Genomic DNA, 17,916 nt, shown 5'->3' on the forward strand with positions numbered 1-17,916 from the left:
ATCACGTCCGAGCGGTCAGGGTGAGCAGCGTGGCCTCCGGGCGGCAGGCGAAACGGACCGGTGCATAGATCGAGTGGCCGCAGCCGGCGCTGACGTTCAGGGGGACCGTGCGGTCGCCGTGGGACCAGGTGCTGAGTCCCTTGGCCTGCTTCAGCGGGATGTCGCAGTTCGCCACCAGCGCGCCGTAGCCGGGCAGGCACACCTGGCCGCCGTGCGTGTGGCCCCCGAAGATCGCGTCCGCGCCGAGGCCGGTGAAGCCGTTGAGGATCCGCTGGTAGGGAGCATGGGTGACGCCGAGCCGCGTGATGCCGGCATCCGCTGCGCCGAGGTCGCCGATCGCGGCGGGCAGCAGATCGAGCCGATCCCAGTCGCGGTGCGCGTCGTTCACGCCGAAGAAGTCGACCGTGTTGCCGGCGACGGTCAGCCGCGCGGCCGCGTTGTCGAGATCGGTCCAGCCGAGCTCGTCGGTGAAGTACCGGTCCAGTGCCTCGGTGTCGAGGGTCTCGGGTTCGTGCTGCTTCTTCGACGGGCCGAGGAAGTACCGCAGCGGATTGCGCGGAGACGGGCCGACGACATCGTTCGAGCCGTGCACGAACACCCCGGGGATGCCGGCGAACGGATCGAACGCGCGGCGGATGCCCACGAGTCCGTCGCGGTGCCCGAGGTTGTCGCCGGTGTTGACGACGAGGTCGGGCTTCAGCTGCGCGAGCGACGCCAGCCAGTCCTGCTTGCGGTGCTGCCAGGGCGCCATGTGCGCATCCGAGATGTGCAGGACGCGGATGGGCGTCGAGCCGGGGGAGAGCGCGGGTGCCGTCTCCTCACGAAGCGTGAAGAGATAGCGCTCGATGCCGATGCCCCACACCGCCGCCGCGACACCCGCGGCCCCCACCGCGCCGAGCGCGATGAGGGCCGGGTGTGCGGATCGGCCGGAGGCTACTGGCACGTCACGCCGACGGTGGTGGCCTTGCTGGCCGCGGCTCCCGGGGCGGGATCCGACCCGGTCACGGCGGCCGTCGGAGGATTGCAGGAGGCGTCGAAGCTGATCTTCGTGAAGCCCGCCGCGATCAGTGCGGCCTGAGCCTGCGCCTTCGACATCCCCACCAGGTTCGCGGGCACGGTCGTTCCGGAGCCGTTGCTGGTCGCGACCGTGATCGTCGCACCGGCCGGAGCCTGGCCGTTCGGATCCTGGGCCGCGACGAGACCGGCGGCGAGGTTGCTGTCGATCTCTCCACCCTGCGAGAACTGGAAGCCGGCGCCCTCGAGGGTCGCCTTCGCGGCATCCACGGTCATGCCCACCACGCTGGGCACGTCCGTCAGAACGACCTTGGTGAGGTTGCGGTCGGGCTGCGGGAAGTCGTCGCCGCCGTAGGCCGCGTTCGCGGCGGCCTGCGCCACCTCGGCCAGCGGGTAGCGCAGGTCGTTGAGCTGCCAGTCGCCGTACCATTCGCGGTAGATGTTGTCCTGGCCCTGGGTGCGGCCGACCCACGCGGCGGTCGCGACCTTGGTGCTGGCCTCGATCATCATCGTGCCGTATTCGTTGTGCGTGCCCGTCTTTCCGATCAGCGGCGTGCCGTCGCCCGGGTTGGCCCGGCTTCCGGTGCCGCCCGAGTTCATGACGCCCTGGAGGGCGTAGGCGGCGGTCGCCGCGACCTCGGGGCTGATGACGCCGGCGGTGCACGATGATGCCGGGAGCTCGCGGTCCTTGCCGTCGGCGCCGATGACGCGATCGATCGCTCGGGGGGTGCACAGCGTGCCGCCGCTCGCGACCGTCGCGTAGGCGTTGGCCATGGCCAGCGGCGAGATGTTCTTCGAGCCGAGCACGTCGAAGGGGACGTTGCTGTCGGTGGTCTTCTCGCCCGTGGCGACCGTGACGCCCATGCGGTCGGCGACCTTGTTGATGTCGCAGAGGTCGAGCTTGGACGCCATCGCGAAGAAACCGCTGTTCAGCGACTGCGCCGTGAAGTTCATCACGGTCCCGGTGTAGCCGGCCGCGCTGTTGAAGTTCCCGATCTCGCGGGTGTTGGCGGTCATGGTGCCGCCGCCGCAGGCCGCCGCGGTGAACTTCATGTTCGTCTGCAGGCTGCCGTCGACCCGCTCGTTGACGGAGTGCCCCTTCTCGAGCCAGTCGATCAGGGTGAAGAGCTTGTATGTCGACCCGACGGGGAACCCGACCGAGTCGCCGTTCTTCTTGTCGCCGGCGAACACCAGCGAGGTGTAGTCCGGACTGTCGGTGATCGTCTCGCTGAACAGCGTGTTCTGCGTCATCGAAAGGATGCGGCCGGTGCCGACCTCGATCGAGGTGCCCGTCGCACCGAAGTACGCGCCGTAGCTCGTCGGGACGATGTCGGCCATCGTCTGGGCGGCCGGCTCCTGGATGCGGAAGTCCAGCGACGTGAAGATCTTGAGGCCACCGCGGCGGAGCAGATCACGACGATCCTGCAGGGTCTCGCCGAACGACGGGTCCGTCTCGATGATCGACTTCACGTACTGGCAGAAGTACGCGTTGCGTCCGGCCGACGCGCAGCCCTGCGTCGGCGGGTTGAGCAGCGGCTCGATGGCGGAGGCATCCGCCTCGTCGTACTGCGCCTGCGTGATCTTGCCGTCGGTGAGCATGCGGCCGAGCACGTAGTGACGCCGGTCCTTGGTCAGCGAGTACCCGTCTTCGGCTCCGTTGACCGCGGTGCCGTCGTCGTTCGTCGACGTGCCCTCCGGCTGGTCGATGCGGAAGGTGTTCGGGTTCTGCACGATGCCGGCGAGCGTCGCCGCCTGCGCGACGGTGAGGTTCGCGGCGGTCGTGGAGAAGTAGTAGTTGGCTGCGGATTCGATGCCGTAGACCGTGCCGCCGAAGTTGGCGATGTTGAGGTAGCCGAGAAGGATGTCGTTCTTCGAGAAGTCCTTCTCGATCTGGATCGCGTAGCGCATCTCCTGGAGCTTGCGCTCGATGCCCTTGCTGCCGACCGCGTTCGTCGCGTCGAGCCAGCACTGCTGCAGCTCTTCCGAGTACGTCTCGGAGGTCGTGTCGACCTCCTGCTCGCACTGCTGGATCAGCACGTTCTTGACGAACTGCTGGCTGATCGTCGAGGCGCCGCGACTCGACGTGCCGCGCACGTTGTCGACCAGGGCCTTGACGGTGGCGCCGACGTTCACGCCGCCGTGGCTGTAGAAGTTCTTGTCCTCGCTCGAGAGGATCGCGTCGTACAGTGCCGGGGCGACCTGCTCATAGGTGACCGGGACGCGGTTCTGCTCGTAGAACGAGGCGAGCTCGACCGGGGTGCCGTCGGGAGCCGTCGCGTAGATGGTCGACTGCTCCATCGGAGTACCCGGGTTGAGGTTCTCGGGGAGCTGGTCGAACAGGGTCAGAGCCTGGGTGCCGGCGACTCCGGTCATGGCGAGGACCGGGGTGACGCTCGCCGTGACCAGCAGACCGGCGACGGCGCTCAGACCGACGAGCCCGACGAGACCGCCGAGCACGCCTCTCACCGTTCGATTCTTCTTTTGGGGCATACGCTTGATCGTAGGGGAGTTCCCTGAATACCGCCTTTGACGAGCCTGCACCCTCGAACCGCCGGGTTTCGAGCCTGCCACCACGGGGTGCGGCGCCCGAATCGACAGGAGTGCCATGACCACGTGGGAATACCTGACCACGCCGCTGCTGATCCACAACACGGCTGCGATCCTCAACAACTGGGGCAAGCAGGGCTGGGAGCTGGTCCAGGTCGTACAGGGTCCGGAGGGCGGCCTGGTCGCCTACCTGAAGCGTCCCGTGACGTCCGACGCCTCGGCGAACGCCGGCCTCGCGGCCGCGGCTGAAGCCGCTCGCCAGTTCGAGGGAGGCGCGGCATGACCGTCTCCGCACGCCTCGCCGAGCTCGGCATCGAGCTGCCGGCCGTCGCCGCTCCCGTCGCCGCATACGTGCCCGCCGTCGTCCACGACGGCCTCGTCTACACCTCCGGTCAGCTGCCGTTCACCGCGGGCGCCCTCCCCGCGACGGGCAAGCTCGGCGCAGAGATCACGGCCGAGGACGCCAAGGGCTACGCCCGCACCTGCGCGCTGAACGCGCTGGCCGCGGCAGCGGATGCCGCGGGCGGCGTCGACCGCATCGCCGGCGTGCTGCGGGTCGGCGGCTTCGTGGCATCCGTCCCGGAGTTCTCCGGGCAGCCGGGCGTCATCAACGGCGCCAGCGAGGTCCTCGGCGAGATCTTCGGCGACGCCGGCCGGCACGCGCGCGCCGCCGTCGGTGTGCCGGTGCTCCCGCTCGACAGCCCGGTCGAGGTCGAGGTCACGTTCATCCTCGCCTGACACGTCGACAGGCTCAGCGACCCGTGGGTCCCTGAGCCTGTCGAGGGGCGCCGGCTACTTGACCTGCGCCGAGATGATGCTCATGACCGCCGTGTCGGCCAGTGTCGTGGTGTCGCCGACCTCGCGTCCCTCCGCGACATCGCGCAGCAGACGGCGCATGATCTTCCCCGAGCGCGTCTTCGGCAGCTCGCCGACGATGTACACGTCGCGAGGACGCGCGATCGCGCCGATCTGCTCGCCGACCCAGAGCCGCAGCAGCTGGGCGAGTCCCGCGGGGTCGTGCGCGGCGAGGTAGCTCTCCTTGATGATCACGAAGGCGACGACCGCCTGGCCCGTGGTCTCATCCGAGGCGCCGACGACCGCCGCCTCGGCCGTGGCCTCGTGCGCCACCAGCGAGGACTCGATCTCGGCGGTCGACAGGCGGTGACCCGACACGTTCATGACGTCGTCCACGCGTCCGAGCAGCCAGAGGTCGCCGTCCTCGTCGAGGCGCGCGCCGTCGCCGGCGAAGTAGTACCCCTGCTCCTCGAACTTCTCCCAGTACGTCTCGCGGAAGCGCTCCGGGTCGCCCCAGATGCCGCGCAGCATGCTGGGCCACGGTTCGGTGACGACGAGGAGTCCGCCGCTGCCGTTGCCGACCTCGACGCCCTTCTCGTCGACCACGTCGATCGTGATGCCGGGCAGCGGCACCTGCGCGGAGCCGGGCTTGGTCGCAGTGACCCCGGGGAGGGCCGAGACCATGATCGCGCCGGTCTCGGTCTGCCACCAGGTGTCGACGATCGGCGCCTTGTTCGCGCCGATGACCTCGCGGTACCACATCCACGCCTCGGGGTTGATCGGCTCGCCCACCGAGCCCAGCAGGCGGAGCGACGAGAGGTCGAACTTCGCCGGGATGCTGCGGCCGATCTTCATGAACGAGCGGATCGCGGTCGGTGCGGTGTAGAAGATCGAGACCTTGTACTTCTCGATGATCTCCCACCAGCGGCCGGGGTGCGGAGCATCCGGCGTGCCCTCGTACAGCACCTGCGTGGCGCCGTTGGCGAGCGGACCGTAGGCGACGTACGAGTGCCCGGTCACCCAGCCGATGTCGGCCGTGCACCAGTACACGTCCGTCTCCGGGTGGAGGTCGAACACGTACTTGTGCGAGTACGCCGCCTGGGTGAGGTAGCCGCCGGACGTGTGCAGGATCCCCTTCGGCTTCCCCGTGGTGCCGGACGTGTAGAGGATGAAGAGCGGATTCTCGGCGGGGAAGGCCTCGGCCGTGTGATCGGCGGATGCCGTGGGCACGGCGTCGTGCCACCAGACATCGCGACCCTCCACCCAGTCGACGTCGTTTCCGCCGCGCTGGACGACGAGCACGTGCTCGACCGTCTGCTGCTCGCCCTCTCCGCGGTCGCCGAGCGCCTGGTCGACGGCCGGCTTCAGCGCGGACACCTTGCCCTTGCGGTAGCCGCCGTCGGCCGTGATGACGACCTTCGCGCCCGCGTCGTCGATGCGTGCGCGGAGGCTGTCGGCGCTGAATCCGCCGAAGACCACGGAGTGGATGGCACCCAGTCGGGCCACGGCGAGCATGGAGGCGATGGCCTCGGGGATCATCGGCAGGTAGATCGCCACGCGGTCGCCCTGGCCGACGCCGAAGCCCGCCAGCACGTTGGCCGTGCGCTTGACCTCATCGGTGAGCTCGGCGTACGTGATGCTGCGGCTGTCGCCGGGCTCGCCCTCCCAGTGCAGCGCGATCCGGTCGCCGTTGCCCTCCTCGACGTGGCGGTCTAGGCAGTTGTACGCGACGTTGAGCTCGCCGTCGTCGAACCACTTCGCGAACGGCGGGTTGGTCCAGTCGAGAACCTGCGTGAAAGGCGTGTGCCAGTGCAGGAGGTCGCGGGACTGCTCGCCCCAGAAGGCCTCGCGATCCGCGGACGCGCGCTCGTAGATCTCGGGCGACGACACGGACTGGGCGACGAATTCCTCCGACGGCGGGAACTTCCGGGTCTCGTCGAGAAGGTGGTCGATCTGGCTGCTCATCAGCAGGCGCTCCTTTGCGGCATCACGGGTCATGCGGGCACGGCGTGACTCTGCCACCGCCGTGTCAGGGCGAATCTATCCCCGGCGCCCGAGCGCGCATACTGCCGAAAGTCGGTAGTGGAGCGGGTTTTGTCAGGACGGTCGCCTTGCGTACACTCGACGTCAGCCGAATTCTCATTCGTGCCTTGGTGCGCCCGATTCCCCCGATCGTGGCCCACCGTGGGCGGCATCTCATTCCCCCCGTGAGATGCCGCCCATTTCCGTTGGGAGCGCTCTCGCTCTCAACTGGTGCTGCGCCATCTCCCGGTTCTGCACGGGAACACCGATGCCGGGGCTTCTGCACAGCACACGGCGTCGGCCGCTGTGCGGCGGTCGCCGTGACCGAGGCTCGGCATAGCTTCGCGTCATGGCCGATTCCTTCGTCATCCAGCCGCGAGGCGGAACGCGCTCAGCGCTCGCTGAAGCGAACGTCTCCGAGCGACTGCGTGTGGACCCGGCCTTCGGACCGCTCGCCGAGCACTGCGTCGATGACACCGTCACCGACGTCTTCGTCAACGGAGCGGACGGATTGTTCATCGACCGGGGGAGCGGCGCCGAGCCCGTGTCCACCTGGAGGGCGTCGGAGCGCGAGGTCCGCGACCTGGCGGTAGCGCTCGTCGGGCTCGGAGGTCGGCACCTCGACGATCAGGCGCCGTGCGTCGATGTGCGCCTCGACTCCGGCATCCGCGTCCACGCCGTGCTGGCGCCGGTGTCGACGACGGGGACCGCGCTGTCCATCCGGATTCCTCGTGTGCGCGCCGCCGACCTCGATGCACTCGCGGCGCTCGGATCCTTCGACGCCCGCCAGCAGAGCTGGCTCACGACGCTGGTCGCCGAGCGGGCGAACATCCTCATCACGGGCGGCACCGGCACGGGCAAGACGACCCTGCTCTCGGCGCTGCTGTCCGAGGTCTCCGCCGCCGAGCGCATCGTCACGATCGAAGACGTCGCGGAGCTCCGCCCTCGCCACCCTCATCACGTCGCGCTCGAGGCGCGTCAGGCCAACCTCGAGGGCGCGGGCGGGATCAGTCTCGCCCGGCTGGTGCGGGAGTCGCTGCGCATGCGGCCCGATCGCCTCGTGGTCGGGGAGTGTCGCGGTGAGGAGGTGCGGGAGCTGCTCACCGCCCTGAACACCGGGCACGACGGCGGCGCGGGCACCCTGCACGCGAGCGGTCTGCGCGACGTGCCGGCGCGCCTCGAGGCGCTCGGGGCCCTCGCCGGGATGGATGCCACGGCGCTCGCCCGGCAGGCCGTCAGCGCCTTCACGATGGTGCTGCACCTCGAGCGCGCGCCCGACGGCACCCGGCGCATCGCCCAGGCGGGACGGCTCGTCCTGGACCGAGAGCGACTCGGCATCGAGGAGGTCTGGCCGTGGTGATCCGGTTCGGCCGACCGGCCGTGATCGAACCCGATGCGGCGGATGCGGCGACCTCGGTGCAGTCCCTCGCCGTGCTGCTCCAGGCGGGCGCCGTGCCGCTCGTCGCCTGGCGACACCTCGCCGAGACAGGCGATCGGCATGCCGCGTCCGTCGTGGACCGCGTGGCGTCGGGGGTGCCCCTGCTCGACGCGATCGAGGCCGAGGGTGGCGCGTGGGCCGATCTGGCCGCCGCGTGGGAGATCGCGACGACCGTCGGCGCGCCGCTGGCCGAGGTGCTCCGCATGATCGCCGAGACGCTGCGTGACGCGGCCTCCGCGGCCGACGACGTGCGCATCGCGCTGGCGGAGCCCGCGGGAACCGCGCGCCTGCTGCTGTGGATGCCGTTCGGCGGACTGCTGCTGGGCTTCGCCCTCGGCTTCGACACGCTGGGCGTGATCATCGCCAACCCGCTCGGCGCCGCGTGTGTGGTGGCGGGGCTGCTGTTGGTGGTGGCCGCGCGGCAGTGGACGCGGAGCCTGCTGAAGAAGGCGCGTCCTGCTCCGGGCACCCCGGGTATGAGGGCCGAGCTGGTCGCCGTCGCGCTCGCCGGCGGTGCCTCCATCGACCGGGCGCTGCGGCTCGTCGCGGAGAGTGCGGTCTCCGGAGCCGGAGAAGAGGAGCGCGTGAGGACCGTGCTGGATCTCTCCCGCGCGGCAGGCGTTCCGGCGGGCGAACTGCTCCGAGCAGCCGCGGCCCAGGACCGGCATTCCGCTCGAGTGCAGGGCCGCCTGCGCGCGGCGAAGCTCTCGACGCGCCTGCTCATCCCGCTCGGCGTCTGCACGCTGCCGGCATTCCTGCTGCTGGGCGTGGCACCGCTGCTGCTCAGCGTGCTCGCCTCGACCCCGCTTCCGCTGTGAACGACAGCGGAAGACATCACAGAGAAAGAAGGAACACCATGAACGCCCTTCCCACGCTGGATCGCCGCCGCGCGGCACGTCTCTTCGGCGACGACACCGGAGCAGCCACAGCCGAGTACGCGATCACGACCATGGCCGCCGTGGCCTTCGCCGGACTGCTCGTCGTCATCATGAGGTCGGACGAGGTGCGCGGCATCCTCACCGACCTCGTGCGCCGAGCGCTCACGGTGGCGTGAGCGTGCTCTCCGCGGCAGCGCGCCTCGGCGGGGAGCGCGGCTCGGTGGCCGCCGAGCTCGCGCTCGCGCTCCCGGCTGTGCTCCTCGCTCTCCTCCTGGGCGCCGGCGCCCTCGGGGCGGCATCCCGTCAGGTCGCTCTGCAGGATGCCGCCGCCGATGCTGCTCGTCTCCTCGGGCGCGGCGAGGGGGCCGGTGCGGCGGAGGGGATCGTGGGCCGCGCCGTCCCGGGAGCGGGGGTCTCGTCATCCCGCTCCGGCGACCTCGTGTGCGTCACCGCATCGATCGACGTGTCGCTCGGCGCCGTCATCCGTCTCCCGTTGCAGGCATCGAGCTGCGCGCTCGACGGCGGCCGCTGATGGCCGGCACGGCGCTCGCGGCGGGCCTCCTGACCGTCGCGGCGGCGCTCTCCCTGGGGCTCGCCGCCGTCGGCGGGGCGGCCGTGACGGCTCAGCGCGCCGCCGGGGCAGCCGACGCCGCCGCGCTCGCCGCCGCCGATGCCGCCAGCGGTGCGGTGCCGTCGGCCGACGGCCCCTGCGCACTCGCGGCGCGGGTGGCGGGAGCCTCCGGAGCGACCCTCACCGGGTGCACCGTGCAGGGCTTCGTGGCGACTGTGCAGGTGCAGGCGGCGTACGCTGGTCTGGCTGCCGTCTCCCGCGCCCGTGCCGGGCCACCCGAGGGTCACTGACGGCCGCGCGACCTCACTCACTGTGAACGACCCCACACAGTGGTGTGTATGGTGTGCTTCGAAGAAAGGACGCCCCCTTGGCTGAAGGCAAGAAGCTCGTCATCGTCGAGTCCCCGACGAAGATGCGGTCTATTCAGGGATACCTCGGCGACGGCTATGAGGTGCTCAGCTCCGTCGGCCACATCCGCGACCTCGCTGACAAGAAGGACATCCCGGCCGCCGACAAGGAGGCGTACGGGAAGTACTCGATCGACATCGAGAACGGCTTCGACCCGTACTACGTGGTCTCCGATCGGAAGACCAAGACGGTCGCCGAGCTCAAGCGCGCGCTCAAGACCGCCGACGAGCTCCTGCTCGCCACTGATGAGGACCGCGAGGGCGAGGCGATCGCCTGGCACCTGCTCGAGACTCTGAAGCCCAAGGTTCCCGTCAAGCGCATGGTCTTCCACGAGATCACCAAGGACGCGATCCAGGCGGCTGTGGGAAACACCCGCGAGCTCGACCACGACCTCGTCGACGCGCAGGAGACCCGCCGCATCCTCGACCGCCTCTACGGCTGGGACGTCTCGCCGGTGCTCTGGTACAAGGTCAAGACCGGCATCTCCGCCGGGCGCGTGCAGTCCGCCGCCACCCGCCTGATCGTCGACCGCGAACGCGAGCGCATGGCGTTCGTCTCGGCGGAGTACTGGGACGTCGATGCCGCCGCCGCAGCGACGGGGACGTCCTTCAAGATCCGCCTCGTCCGGGTCGACGGCGGGCAGCTCGCCCGCGGCACCGACTTCGACGACACCGGCAAGCTCAAGAAGGCCGTCGTCATCCTCGACGAGGCCACGGCCGCGTCGCTCGCCCAAGCCGTCGACGCCGTCGGTGCCGGCACCGTGACCAAGGTCGAGGCGAAGCCCGGAACCCGCAGCCCCTACGCGCCGTTCACGACCTCGACCATGCAGCAGGAAGCCGGCCGCAAGCTCTCGATGGGCGCGAAGCAGGCGATGGGCGTCGCCCAGCGTCTGTACGAGAAGGGCTACATCACCTATATGCGCACCGACTCCACGGCGCTGAGCACCCAGGCGGTGCAGGCGGCGCGGAGCCAGGCGGTCGCGCTCTACGGCGACGCCGCGGTGCCGCTGAAGCCGCGCGTCTACAAGTCGAAGAGCAAGAACGCGCAGGAGGCTCACGAGGCGATCCGTCCCTCGGGCGAGAACTTCCGCACGCCGGCATCCCTCTCCAGCGAGCTCGACCGCGACGAGCAGCGTCTCTACGACCTCATCTGGAAGCGCACCGTCGCCAGCCAGATGGCCGACGCGAAGTACGAGACGACGACCGTCACGATCGCCGTCGACACCTCCGCAGAGCTCAAGGGGCAGGGCGCCGCCCAGCTCGCCGAGTTCACGGCATCCGGCACCGTCTACACCTTCAAGGGCTTCCTCGAGGCCTACGAAGAGGGGCGCGACGAGAAGCGCGGGGATGCGGACGCGGCGGAGAACCAGTCCCTGCCCGCCGTCGCCGTCGGCGACGCGCTCGCCGTCTCGGATGCCGAGGCCAAGGGCCACCGCACCACGCCCAAGCCCCGCTACACCGAGGCCTCGCTCGTCAAGGTGCTCGAGGAGAAGGGCATCGGCCGCCCGTCGACCTTCGCCTCGATCCCCGAGACGATCCTCGACCGCGGCTACGCCGTCAAGCGCGGCCAGGCGCTCGTTCCCACCTGGCTCGCGTTCAGCGTGGTGCGTCTGCTCGAGGAGCACTTCGCCGCGCTCGTCGACTACGACTTCACTGCGGCGCTCGAAGACGATCTCGACACGATCGCGCGCGGCGAGCAGAACCGGGTGGAGTGGCTCAAGTCGTTCTACTTCGGATCCGAGAGCCGCACCGGCCTCCGCCAGGTCGTCGACAACCTCGGCGAGATCGACGCCCGTGCGCTGAACTCCACCCGCATCACCGACACGGCCACGCTCCGATTCGGCAAGTACGGTCCCTACCTCGAGGTCGCCGATCCGGAGAACCCCGATGCCAAGCCGCGCATCGTCAACGTGCCGGAGGACCTCGCGCCCGACGAGCTCACGCAGGCGAAGGCGCAGGAGCTCATCGATGCTCCCGTCGCCGGCGACCGCGTGCTGGGGGAGAACCCCGAGAACGGCAAGATCATCGTCGTCAAGGACGGTCGATTCGGCCCCTACGTGCAGGAGAACGACCCGGTGTCGGAGGATGCCGCGGTCGACGAGTCGACCGGCGAGGTCGTCGAGGCTCCCAAGCCCAAGCGGGGAGCCAAGAAGGAGACGGCCCCCAAGCCCCGCACCGGGTCGCTGTTCCGCTCGATGTCGGTCGACTCGATCGATCTCGAGACGGCCCTGCAGCTGCTGAACCTCCCGCGCGTCGTCGGCACCGATCCGGAGTCGGGTGAGGAGATCACGGCCCAGAACGGTCGGTTCGGTCCGTACCTGAAGAAGGGCACGGACTCGCGGTCGCTCGAGAGCGAATCGCAGATCTTCGATGTCACGCTCGAGCAGGCGCTCGAGATCTACGCGCAGCCGAAGTACGGCGCTCGACGCGCGTCCAGCGCGCTCGCCGAGTTCGACGCCGACCCGGTCAGCGGCAAGCCGATCCGCATCCGCGACGGTCGTTTCGGGGCGTACGTGACCGACAGCGAGACCAACGTCACGATCCCGCGCGGACAGAAGGTCGAGGACATCACGTTCGAGATCGCCGTGCAGATGCTCGCCGACAAGCGCGCGAAGGGGCCGGCTCCCAAGCGCGGTGCCAAGAAGCCCGTAGCGAAGAAGGCTCCCGCGAAGAAGCCGGCGGCGAAGAAGCCGGCGGCGAAGACCGCTGCGGGGAAGACCACGACGGCGAAGACCGCGGCCAAGAAGCCGGCCGCCAAGAAGCCGGCCGCCAAGAAGACGGATGCCGCGACCTCGGCCGCGCGCTCGGCCGCGGCGAAGAAGGCCGCCGCGACACGGGCCGCGAACGCCGCTGCGAAGGCGGGCTCGTGACCCCAGGCGGTGGTGTGTGGATCACGCTCGAAGGCGGCGACGGCTCGGGCAAGACCACGCAGTCGAATCTGCTCGCCTCCTGGTTGACGGATGCCGGGCGCACGGTCGTGCGTACCCGTGAACCCGGCGGGTCAGAGGTCGGTCAGCTGATCCGCGACATCGTGCTGCATCACCGCGGCGATATCGCGCCGCGTGCGGAGGCGCTGCTGTATGCGGCCGACCGGGCGCACCATGTCGCGACCGTGGTCCGGCCCGCCCTCGACCGCGGCGAGGTCGTGCTGCAGGACCGCTATCTCGACTCCTCGGTCGCGTATCAGGGTGCGGGACGCGTGCTCGACGCGACCGAGATCCGCGACCTGTCGCTCTGGGCCGCCGAGGGCGCGCTGCCCGATCTCACGATCCTGCTCGACCTTGACCCCGGCGCGGCGCGCGTGCGCCTCGATTCCGCGGACAAGCCCTTCGATCGGCTCGAGGCGGAGCAGGTCGACTTCCACGCGCGGGTCAGGGACGCCTACCTGGCGCTGGCCGCTGCCGAGCCCGAACGGTTCCTGGTGGTCGACGCCGCCGCATCCGCCGACGACATCGCCGGGCTGATCCGCGCCCGCGTCGACAGCCTGCTCGCCTCACGGTGAGCCGGCACCCGCGGTCGCGGGGGCCGCGCCGATGCCGTGCCGCGGGCGTCGGTGCTCCCGATTAGGCTGAGGTCATGCCCCAGACCGTCGCCGCCCCGTTCCCGTGGGCCGATGTGTGGGGGCAGGACGCAGCGGTCGAGACGCTCCGCGCCGCAGCATCCGATCCTGCAGCGCTCTCGCACGCCTGGCTGATCACCGGTCCACCCGGGTCCGGCCGTTCGACGCTCGCGCACGCCTTCGCCGCCGCGCTGGTCGCCGATCGTCCCGACGACGAGGCGGCGATGCGCCAGGTGCTCGCCGGCACGCATCCCGACGTCACGGCGCTGCGCACCGACAAGGTCATCATCACCATCGCCGAGGCGCGCGCGCTCGTCGAGCGCTCGTACTTCGCGCCCTCCGCCGGACGATACCGGGTGATCGTCGTCGAAGACGCCGATCGCATGGTCGAGCGCACCTCGAACGTGCTGCTGAAAGCGCTGGAGGAGCCCCCGGAGCAGACCGTCTGGATCCTGTGCGCCCCGAGCGAGGCCGACCTGCTGCCGACCATCCGCTCCCGGGTGCGGTCGCTGCGGCTCCGCGAGCCCGACGTGGCCGACGTCGCGCGTCTGATCAGCCTGCGGACCGGCGTCGACGGGGAGATCGCCGAGCAGGCCGCCCGGCATGCGCAACGCCACATCGGCATGGCGCAGCGGCTCGCGACCGATGAATCGGCTCGCCGTCGGCGCGACGAGACCCTGCGCTCCGTCCTCGGCGTGCGCGGTGTCGGCGACGCCGTCGAGGTGGCCGGTCGCATCATCCAGGCCGCCACCGAGGACGCGAAAGCGCTCACGGCCGAGCGCGATGCGACGGAGAGGGCCTCGATGCTCCGGACCGTGGGCATCGCCGAGGGGCAGCCCGTCCCGCCGGCTCTGCGCACGCAGCTCTCCGCTCTCGAGGACGACCAGAAGAAGCGCGCCACGCGCAGTCTGCGTGACGGCATCGACCGGGTGCTCACCGACCTCCAATCCCTGTTCCGCGACGTCGTCATGCTGCAGTTCGGCAGAGATGACGATCTGATCAACACCGAGCTGCGCGCCGAGCTGGCAGGCCTCGCATCCGCCTGGCCCGAGACACGTACTCTTGTCGTACTTGACCACCTTGCCGAGACGCGGCAGTCGCTGGAGCGCAACGTCGCCCCGCTGCTCGCCCTGGAGAGCTTGCTCGTGACGATCACGAGCGGGAGGAAACCGTGAACAACCGATCGACTTCCCGCTTCCGCCGCGCCGCCGCGATCGTCGCCGGCCTGGCAGCGGCATCCGTCGCCCTCTCCGGGTGCCTGTACGCCATGATCCCCGAGCAGGCGGCTCCGCGGCCGTCGACGACGAACGCGCCCGACACCGAGGGCGTCTCCGCCGACCTGCTCCCGTTCTACTCGCAGACGCTCACGTGGACGACGTGCGGCACCGGCTTCGACTGCACCGACGTGACGGCGCCGCTCGACTGGGAGAACCCGAGCGCGGGGGAGATCACGCTCTCCGTGGTGCGCCACCAGGCCGAGGGCACCGCGATCGGCTCCCTGCTGACCAACCCGGGCGGGCCCGGTGCCAGCGGCGTCGAGCTCATCCAGGGCAGCCTCGACTTCGCGGTCGGAGCAGACCTCATCGAGAACTATGACGTGATCGGCTTCGATCCTCGCGGTGTCGGCGCTTCGACGGCCGTCACCTGCTATGACGCAGCGCAGATGGACGACTACCTCTACACGATCCCCGACGCCCCGCGCGGGACGCCCGAGTGGGAGGCCGAGCTGCTCGAGTCGCACAAGGCCTTCGCCGAGGCGTGCGACGCGAACAGCGGCGGCATCCTGCCCCACATCACCACGATCAACTCCGCTCGCGACATGGATCTGATCCGTGCGGTGCTCGGCGACAAGCAGTTGAACTACCTCGGCTACTCCTACGGCACCTTCCTCGGCGCCACCTACGCGAAGCTGTACCCCGAGAAGGCCGGTCGGCTCGTGCTCGACGGCGCGATCGACCCCGCGGTCCCGGGCCTCGAGGTCGGCGCGACCCAGGCCCTCGGCTTCGAATCGGCGCTGCGCGCCTACATGCAGAACTGCCTCGATTCCGGAAGCTGCCCGTTCAACGGCACGGTCGACGAGGCGATGGCCGACCTCGGAGCCCTGCTCGCGAGCGCCGACCGCACGCCGCTGAAGAACGGCGACGGACGCCTGATGGGCGCCGACTCGATGATGACCGCCATCATCGCGGCGCTCTACTCGGAAGACAGCTGGGGCTACCTCACCCAGGCGCTCGACGAGGCGCTGCAGGGCGACCCGACGACCGCCTTCCTGCTCGCCGACTTCTACAACGAGCGGGAGAACGGCGCCTACCTCAGCAACTCCTCCGAGGCGTTCCGTGCGTACAACTGCATGGACTACCCGGTCGAGGACGACCCCGATGCCGAGGCCGCGATCACGAAGAAGATCGCCGAGGGCGCTCCGACCATCGCCCCCTACTGGAACGGCCCCGACTCGTGCTCGGTCTGGCCGTACCCGCCCACGGGAACCCGCGGTGAGATCAAGGCCGAGGGCGCGGGGCCGATCCTCGTGATCGGCACCACGAACGATCCGGCGACGCCGTACGAGTGGTCCGAGTCGCTCGCGAACCAGCTGGAGGAGGGTGTCCTCATCACCCGTGTCGGCGAAGGCCACACCGGCTACAACAAGGGCAACGCCTGTGTCGACGACGCCGTGGAGGCGTTCCTGCTCGACGACGTGGTGCCGGAGGACGGTCTGCGCTGCGAGTGATGCGGGCTCGATTCGCGACGAGCCGCGAGACAGGGTAATATCGGTGATCGCGCCGCTCACGCGTCGCACGCCGCTTTAGCTCAGTCGGCAGAGCATTTCACTCGTAATGAAAAGGTCGTCAGTTCGATTCTGACAAGCGGCTCCGAAGGCCCCGTGATGCGAAGAACATCACGGGGCCTTTCCCTTTCCCCACGGCGTACCCTCGAACCATGAGCAGAGCGCTTCTCATCGTCGATGTCCAGAACGACTTCACCGAAGGCGGCGCCCTCGCCGTCGCCGGGGGCGACGCGGTGGCCTCCGCCGTCTCCACGTTCCTGGCCGTGCACGCAGCCGACTATGCGGTGATCGTCGCGTCGCGCGACTGGCACGATGCCGAGGGCGACAACGGCGGGCACTTCGCGGCGGAGCCGGACTACGTCGACACCTGGCCGGCCCACTGCGTCGCCGGGACCGAGGGGGCGGAGTACGACCCCCTGTTGACGACGGATGCCGTGACGCATCATGTGCAGAAGGGACAGGGCGTTGCCGCCTACTCGATGTTCGAGGGCGTGACAGACGAGGGATCGACCGTCGGCGCCGTGCTCACCGGAGCCGGGGTGCTCACAGCGGATGTCGTGGGCATCGCGACCGACCACTGCGTACGGGCGACCGCCCTCGACGCGATCGCCCACGGCGTGCGGGTGCGCGTGCTCACCGATCTCGTCGCGGGCGTCGGTGCGGAATCCAGCGAGGCTGCCCTCGCCGAGCTCGCGCACGCGGGCGCCGAGCTCGTCGAGAGCGCAGAGGCGTGACCCGCAGCGTCCTGCTGCTGCGGGCCGTGAACGTGAGCGGGCGCAACAGCGTGCCGATGGCGCGGCTGCGCGACGTCCTGGCCGCGGAGACCGACCTCGAGGACGTCTCCACGTACATCGCCAGCGGGAACATCATCTGCGAGACGCCGACCACGCCGGATGCGGCCTGCACCGCCGTGCGGAAGGCGATTGCCGCGGAGTTCGGCGTCGACACCCCCGTGATCCATCGCCGCCATGCGCAGCTCGTGGCCTCCGAGAAGACTCAGCCGTTCCCCGACGGTGAGGAGAAGTTCGTGCACGCCATGTTCCTCGAGAGGGCCGGCAAGGCGGGCGCGCTCGAGGCGCTGGAGGAGCGGCTCCAGCCCGGAGAGCGCCTCGCGCTCGTGGACGACGATCTCTGGATCGACTATGGCAGCGGCGGCGTGCACTCGACGAAGCTGACGAAGGCGGTGCTGGACCGCGCTCTCGGCGTCGCGGGCACCGCGCGCAACCTCCGCACGGTCCGGAAGCTCATCGAGCTGACCGCGTGAGCGCTGCGGATGCCGTCGAGCTGGCGCTGCCCTTCACCGGGCGGTGGCTGGTGCAGAACAGCCCGGCTGCGCGAGTTCCCAGCCACGGCACCACGCTCTTCGGCACCTCGCACGCGATCGACTTCGTGCCCGTCGGCGAAGACGGACGGAGTGCACCTCGCACGCTGAGGAGCGTCTTCGGCACGGAGCGCCCCGAGTCGTTCATCGGCTTCGGTCGGCCGATCCTCGCTCCGGCATCCGGAGAGGTCGTCTCGGTGCTCGACGGCGAGAGCGATCACGTGGCACGCCGCTCCGTGATCGCGCTGCTCGGGTACGCGCTCAGCCAGCCGTCCCGCGTCCGCCGCGGCGCCTCCGCGATCGCCGGCAATCACGTCGTGATCAGGGTGGGTGGAGCGCTGGTGCTGCTCGCACACCTGCGCCGAGGGAGCATTCGCGTGCGCCCGGGGCAGCGCGTGACGGCGGGGGACGTGCTCGGCGAATGCGGGAACTCCGGCAACAGCACCGAGCCGCACGTGCACGTGCAGGCGTCGGAGTCGTTCGGGCGGAACGCCCGCGGCATCCCCCTCGTCTTCACGAGCGCGGCCGGTGCGCGGCGAGTGCCCGAGAACGGCGAGATCGTCGTCGCCTGAGCCTCCG

At 70.0% G+C, this 17,916-nt stretch carries 17 protein-coding genes and 1 tRNA gene; 15 read left to right on the top strand and 3 right to left on the bottom strand.

Translation table 11 applies throughout. The features are described 5' to 3' along the window. Window position 1: 1 nt before the first annotated feature. Both MRBLWH11_RS10520 and MRBLWH11_RS10525 read right to left on the bottom strand, forming a co-directional pair. Window positions 2-943, bottom strand: coding sequence for a metallophosphoesterase (locus tag MRBLWH11_RS10520; RefSeq protein WP_341944838.1), 942 nt, complete (start codon window positions 941-943; stop codon window positions 2-4). Beyond that, window positions 934-3,480 (bottom strand): transglycosylase domain-containing protein, encoded by a 2,547-nt coding sequence (locus MRBLWH11_RS10525; RefSeq protein ID WP_243408931.1) that lies wholly within the window; start codon window positions 3,478-3,480, stop codon window positions 934-936. Before MRBLWH11_RS10525 ends, MRBLWH11_RS10520 begins: the two co-directional genes overlap by 10 nt. Window positions 3,481-3,619: 139 nt before the next feature. Here MRBLWH11_RS10525 and MRBLWH11_RS10530 point away from each other — a divergent pair, with 139 nt between their 5' ends. Next, on the top strand, window positions 3,620-3,844 hold the full coding sequence (locus MRBLWH11_RS10530; RefSeq protein ID WP_116635780.1) for a hypothetical protein: 225 nt from the start codon (window positions 3,620-3,622) through the stop codon (window positions 3,842-3,844). Then, window positions 3,841-4,299, top strand: a complete 459-nt coding sequence (locus MRBLWH11_RS10535; protein WP_341944839.1) for a RidA family protein — start codon at window positions 3,841-3,843, stop codon at window positions 4,297-4,299. Before MRBLWH11_RS10530 ends, MRBLWH11_RS10535 begins: the two co-directional genes overlap by 4 nt. A gap of 54 nt (window positions 4,300-4,353) precedes the next feature. Here the strand turns inward: MRBLWH11_RS10535 and acs are convergent, their stop codons facing one another. After that, entirely contained in the window at window positions 4,354-6,321 is a 1,968-nt protein-coding gene (acs, locus tag MRBLWH11_RS10540; RefSeq protein WP_341944840.1) for an acetate--CoA ligase, read from the bottom strand. 406 nt (window positions 6,322-6,727) lie between these two features. Between acs and MRBLWH11_RS10545 the strand changes: the two genes are divergently transcribed. The 13 genes from MRBLWH11_RS10545 (at window position 6,728) to MRBLWH11_RS10605 (ending at window position 17,909) form a co-directional block, all read left to right on the top strand. After that, window positions 6,728-7,738: a TadA family conjugal transfer-associated ATPase gene (locus tag MRBLWH11_RS10545; protein ID WP_341944841.1), complete on the top strand. Its 1,011-nt coding sequence runs from the start codon at window positions 6,728-6,730 to the stop codon at window positions 7,736-7,738. After that, a complete protein-coding gene (locus MRBLWH11_RS10550; protein ID WP_341944842.1) occupies window positions 7,732-8,634 on the top strand; it encodes a type II secretion system F family protein in 903 nt (300 codons plus the stop codon). The genes MRBLWH11_RS10545 and MRBLWH11_RS10550 overlap by 7 nt, the downstream gene beginning before the upstream one ends. Before the next feature lie 38 nt (window positions 8,635-8,672). Then, window positions 8,673-8,870: a DUF4244 domain-containing protein gene (locus tag MRBLWH11_RS10555; protein ID WP_341944843.1), complete on the top strand. Its 198-nt coding sequence runs from the start codon at window positions 8,673-8,675 to the stop codon at window positions 8,868-8,870. Beyond that, window positions 8,867-9,226, top strand: coding sequence for a TadE family type IV pilus minor pilin (locus MRBLWH11_RS10560; RefSeq protein ID WP_243408932.1), 360 nt, complete (start codon window positions 8,867-8,869; stop codon window positions 9,224-9,226). The genes MRBLWH11_RS10555 and MRBLWH11_RS10560 overlap by 4 nt, the downstream gene beginning before the upstream one ends. Next, window positions 9,226-9,555 carry a helicase gene (locus MRBLWH11_RS10565; RefSeq protein ID WP_116635786.1) on the top strand — a complete coding sequence of 110 codons (330 nt, stop codon included), beginning with the start codon at window positions 9,226-9,228 and terminating at the stop codon, window positions 9,553-9,555. The genes MRBLWH11_RS10560 and MRBLWH11_RS10565 overlap by 1 nt, the downstream gene beginning before the upstream one ends. A 77-nt stretch (window positions 9,556-9,632) precedes the next feature. Further along, window positions 9,633-12,542, top strand: a complete 2,910-nt coding sequence (gene topA / locus MRBLWH11_RS10570; RefSeq protein WP_341944844.1) for a type I DNA topoisomerase — start codon at window positions 9,633-9,635, stop codon at window positions 12,540-12,542. Beyond that, complete coding sequence (tmk, locus tag MRBLWH11_RS10575) at window positions 12,539-13,174, top strand: dTMP kinase (RefSeq protein ID WP_341944845.1); 636 nt, start codon at window positions 12,539-12,541, stop codon at window positions 13,172-13,174. The genes topA and tmk overlap by 4 nt, the downstream gene beginning before the upstream one ends. Window positions 13,175-13,248: 74 nt before the next feature. Next, complete coding sequence (locus MRBLWH11_RS10580) at window positions 13,249-14,406, top strand: DNA polymerase III subunit delta' (protein WP_116635789.1); 1,158 nt, start codon at window positions 13,249-13,251, stop codon at window positions 14,404-14,406. Beyond that, complete coding sequence (locus MRBLWH11_RS10585; RefSeq protein WP_341944846.1) at window positions 14,403-15,959, top strand: alpha/beta hydrolase; 1,557 nt, start codon at window positions 14,403-14,405, stop codon at window positions 15,957-15,959. Before MRBLWH11_RS10580 ends, MRBLWH11_RS10585 begins: the two co-directional genes overlap by 4 nt. 69 nt (window positions 15,960-16,028) lie before the next feature. Then, window positions 16,029-16,101 (top strand) — tRNA-Thr (locus MRBLWH11_RS10590). Window positions 16,102-16,168: 67 nt separating this feature from the next. After that, complete coding sequence (locus tag MRBLWH11_RS10595) at window positions 16,169-16,750, top strand: isochorismatase family protein (protein ID WP_341944847.1); 582 nt, start codon at window positions 16,169-16,171, stop codon at window positions 16,748-16,750. Next, entirely contained in the window at window positions 16,747-17,280 is a 534-nt protein-coding gene (locus MRBLWH11_RS10600; protein ID WP_341944848.1) for a DUF1697 domain-containing protein, read from the top strand. Before MRBLWH11_RS10595 ends, MRBLWH11_RS10600 begins: the two co-directional genes overlap by 4 nt. Continuing rightward, entirely contained in the window at window positions 17,277-17,909 is a 633-nt protein-coding gene (locus MRBLWH11_RS10605; RefSeq protein WP_341944849.1) for a M23 family metallopeptidase, read from the top strand. Before MRBLWH11_RS10600 ends, MRBLWH11_RS10605 begins: the two co-directional genes overlap by 4 nt. The last annotated feature ends 7 nt before the right edge of the window (window positions 17,910-17,916 follow it).

Source organism: Microbacterium sp. LWH11-1.2 (genome assembly GCF_038397745.1).
Lineage (GTDB): Bacteria > Actinomycetota > Actinomycetes > Actinomycetales > Microbacteriaceae > Microbacterium.